This is a genomic window from Alishewanella aestuarii B11 (assembly GCF_000280055.1).
Lineage (GTDB): Bacteria > Pseudomonadota > Gammaproteobacteria > Enterobacterales > Alteromonadaceae > Alishewanella > Alishewanella aestuarii.
In genome coordinates this window covers 1-3872 of record NZ_ALAB01000018.1, presented here as the reverse complement: position 1 = coordinate 3872, position 3872 = coordinate 1, and the positions used below count along the sequence as shown (strand labels likewise).

4 protein-coding genes are annotated in these 3872 nt (G+C 48.6%); 2 read left to right on the top strand and 2 right to left on the bottom strand.

The annotated features are described in order from the left end of the window. Together rfbD and rfbC are read right to left on the bottom strand one after the other, a co-directional pair. Positions 1 to 785: dTDP-4-dehydrorhamnose reductase (gene rfbD / locus AEST_RS06825; RefSeq protein ID WP_039925233.1), on the bottom strand; the 785-nt coding region annotated here is incomplete at its 3' end. Continuing rightward, complete coding sequence (gene rfbC, locus AEST_RS06820; RefSeq protein WP_008607997.1) at positions 785 to 1333, bottom strand: dTDP-4-dehydrorhamnose 3,5-epimerase; 549 nt, start codon at positions 1331 to 1333, stop codon at positions 785 to 787. The genes rfbC and rfbD, both read right to left, overlap by 1 nt. Before the next feature lie 48 nt (positions 1334 to 1381). Here rfbC and rfbB point away from each other — a divergent pair, with 48 nt between their 5' ends. Both rfbB and wecC read left to right on the top strand, forming a co-directional pair. Next, on the top strand, positions 1382 to 2410 hold the full coding sequence (gene rfbB / locus AEST_RS06815; protein WP_008607996.1) for a dTDP-glucose 4,6-dehydratase: 1029 nt from the start codon (positions 1382 to 1384) through the stop codon (positions 2408 to 2410). Positions 2411 to 2574: 164 nt separating this feature from the next. Continuing rightward, a complete protein-coding gene (gene wecC, locus AEST_RS06810; protein ID WP_008607995.1) occupies positions 2575 to 3822 on the top strand; it encodes a UDP-N-acetyl-D-mannosamine dehydrogenase in 1248 nt (415 codons plus the stop codon). Positions 3823 to 3872 lie beyond the last annotated feature (50 nt).

Genomic DNA, 3872 nt, shown 5'->3' with positions numbered 1-3872 from the left:
GCTGTGGATAAGTGCTGGCTGTTGAGGGCGCTATAGCGCGGACGCTGTGCAATGCTCGGATATTCGGCGCTACTGATAGCAAGGAGCGGTGTGTTGCTTCCTTGTTCCTGAAAGATACGCTGCGCAAACTGGTACCAGCTCATCACCTGCGAACCGGCATAGTGATAAATCCCATACGGCAGTTCCTGCTGCAAAATAAGCCTTACCACTATTGCGGCGAGATCTTTGGCATGTGTTGGTGTACCTGTTTGGTCAGCGACAACCTTAACCGGCGCAGTTTGCTGGCTTAACCGCTGCATAGTGGTATAGAAGTTTCGGCCAACATTGCTATAAAGCCAGCTGGTTCGCAGTATGTAGTGCGGGCACTGACTTTGCTGGATAGCAAGCTCCCCTGCTCTTTTACTGGCGCCGTAGTAGTTTATCGGGTTAGGACTATCCTGTTCCGTATAAGGGGTGTTTTTTTGACCGTCAAACACATAGTCGGTTGAAAAATGAACTAGTAGTGCTTGTTGTGCCTGACAATAGTCCGCTAAATGCTTAACTGCGATTTCATTGATCGCGGTACAGGCCTGTTGGTTGCTTTCAGCAAGATCGACCTGAGTATAAGCAGCACAATTGATGATGATGTCAGGTTTAAGCTCTGTTAGTTTTTGAATTAGCTGTTTGCTATTACTGATGTCTAACTGTTGCCGGTCGCACGCGATAAACGAAATTCCGCGAGCCTGCAGTGCGGCGCTGATATGTTGTCCGAGCTGACCGGCGGCACCGGTAATTAAAATACGCATTAGAGTTCGGCTAAGGTGCGGCAAATTGCAGCGAAACTCGGGGCTTGTTGATCTTTGGCCGAGAGGACCGCAGCTTGTAAAGGCCAGGTAATGGCCAGATCCGTATCGAATACGTTAAAAGCGCCCTCGTCGTTCGCATCGTAATAGCTACTGGTTTTATAAAATACCAGGGTGTCATCAACCAACGCCTGAAAACCATGCGCAAATCCAGGTGGAAGCCAAAGCTGCCGCGGCTTATCAGCACTCAGATAGATACCTTGCCACTGGCCAAAGGTGTTGGAGTGGGGTCTGATATCCACCATTACATCGTAAATTTCACCTTTAAGCACAGATATCAGTTTACCTTGAGGCTTGTTGCGCTGAAAATGCATGCCTCTAATCACACCGCGCTTTGACTGCGATAGGTTATCCTGAACTAATGGCAGAGTGATTCCCGCTTGCTGGAAGCGTTGCTGAACATAGAGTTCAGTAAAAAAACCACGATTATCGTGAAAGTGTTGCTGTTCAAGCAGCAGACAACCGGCGAGTGATGTTTCTGTTATGGTCATAGTTTGCTTCACTTTTTTGCCGATTATAACGTATTTTGGTGGTATTCAATGTCGGAAGTGTTATTTGTTACCGGTGGTTCGGGCTTTATTGGCTCTGCTTTAATCAGGCATTTGCTAAACAGCACGGGTTATCAGATCGTCAATATCGACAAATTGACATACGCTGCCACCCCAGAAGCGCTGGCCGTGGCGAGCAAGCATAGCCGCTATCGATTTTATCAGCTAGATATTAATGATCTCGACGCTATTACCAAATTGTTCGCTGCATATCGCCCGGTGGGCGTATTTCATCTTGCTGCAGAGAGTCATGTAGACCGGTCTATTCAGAGTGCATCCCCTTTTATTCAAAGTAATATTGTTGGTACTTTCAATTTGCTTGAGAGTTGCCGCAATTACTTTGCCGGGCTAACGGCTAGCTGTAAAAAGGCCTTTAAATTTGTTCATGTTTCTACTGATGAGGTATACGGCGATCTGCCAATTTCTGCTCCCGCTGCAGCAGAAGGTGCACCTTATCATCCCAGCAGCCCTTACTCAGCCAGTAAAGCTGCAAGTGATCATCTGGTGCAAGCCTGGGCAAGAACCTATGGTCTGCCTGCGATTATAACGCATTGCACCAACAATTACGGACCCCATCAATACCCCGAAAAACTGATCCCGTTACTCGTTCAACGCGCGCTGAAACTGGAGCCGTTACCGATATATGGAGATGGCCTGCAAATCAGAGATTGGTTGTATGTTGACGATCACGTGCATGCACTATTACAAGTTTTTCAGCGTGGTAAGCCCGGCGAGTTTTACAACATTGCCGGAGATCAGCCGCTGACGAATCTTGCAGTTGCACATGCGATATGCAACTTAATCCCCACTCTAAACTTACCCACAGCACTCCGGTACCGGTCTGACCAGCTGAAAAGCTTAATAACTCATGTAGCTGACCGTCCTGGGCATGATCGACGATACGCATTAAATAACAATAAGATAAAGGCAGAAATTGGCTGGGTTCCGCAAGTGCGCTTTGAAGAAGGCTTAGCAAGGACGATAACCGCAGTGTATGAGAGCCTTACTACGATTCGTTAAGTCAACCCCGTTTATCCACAGCACTCCGGTACCGGTCTGAGGTCTGAGCTCCGGCCGGTACCGGAGTGCTGTGGATAAGTTATTTTTTGGGCGATAAATTGTATATTCATATTCGCGGCTTTATGATGGCGGCATCACTTCTATAGCGTTATAAGGAATGCATAATGCTGTCTTCATATTCAAAAGTTTCTGTTATTGGCCTGGGTTATATCGGTTTACCCACTGCAGCTGTTATTGCCTCGCGTGGCGTTGAGGTTGTTGGGGTTGACGTATCGGAGCATGCGGTTAATACCATTAATCAGGGCAAAATTCATATTATCGAGCCGGATCTGGACATGTTGGTACAGGCGGCCGTGACTACTGGCAAGTTGCGAGCTTCATTAACTCCGGAGCCGGCGCAGGCCTTTATGATTGCCGTGCCCACACCCTTTAAAGAGGATAAAGCACCGGATCTGAGTTACATCCGTGCCGCGCTGGAAAATATCGCGCCGGTAATCGAGAAAGGCAACTTAATCGTACTGGAGTCTACTTCACCGGTGGGCACTACTGAGCAAATCGCTAAGTGGCTGACTGAACTGCGCCCGGATCTGAGGGTACCACTGGATCCGTCTGATAATGCCGATGTGTTTATCGCACACTGCCCGGAGCGGGTATTACCTGGTCGCGTATTGCAGGAACTGGTCAGCAATGACCGTATTATCGGCGGCATTACCGAGCGTTGTGCCGATCAGGCTACTGCGCTGTATCAGTTATTTGTGCGCGGCGAATGTTTACGTACCAACGCCCGTACAGCTGAGATGGCAAAGTTAACAGAGAACGCTTTCCGTGATGTAAATATCGCTTTTGCCAATGAGCTATCGCTGATTTGTGACGAGCTGAAAATCAACGTATGGGAACTGATCAAACTGGCTAACCGCCATCCTCGGGTTAATATTTTAAGCCCGGGCCCTGGCGTCGGTGGCCACTGTATCGCGGTAGATCCCTGGTTTATTGTTGACTCGGCGCCAGCGCTGGCCCGGATGATTCGCACGGCACGGGAGATCAACGACGGTAAGCCACATTATGTGATCAACAAGGTGAAAGAAGCCGCGGATCAGTTCAAACGGCCGGTTATTGCCTGTTTGGGTTTAGCTTTTAAAGCAGATATCGACGATCTACGTGAAAGCCCGGCTTTAGATATCGCCGAGCATCTGATCAATGACAATGTAGGTGAAGTGCTGCTGGTAGAGCCGAATATTAAGGCGCTGCCAAAACGGTTAAGCCAACACAATGATAAACTTACTACCTTACCCAAGGCGCTGGAACGCGCCAATGTGTTAGTAGTATTGGTAGATCACCGTCAATTCAAAGCCCTGCATGTCAATGACGTAGCCGCTAAGGTGGTTATTGATACCCGCGGCATCTTCGGCTAACACACTTATCCACAGCACTCCGGTACCGGTCTGAGGTCAGATGTCTGACT

Excerpts from the sequence above, each read along its gene's own strand:
- wecC (WP_008607995.1), top strand. The coding sequence starts at position 2,575 with ATGCTGTCTTCATATTCAAAAGTTTCTGTTATTGGCCTGGGTTATATC.
- rfbC (WP_008607997.1), bottom strand. The coding sequence starts at position 1,333 with ATGACCATAACAGAAACATCACTCGCCGGTTGTCTGCTGCTTGAACAG.
- rfbB (WP_008607996.1), top strand. The coding sequence starts at position 1,382 with ATGTCGGAAGTGTTATTTGTTACCGGTGGTTCGGGCTTTATTGGCTCT.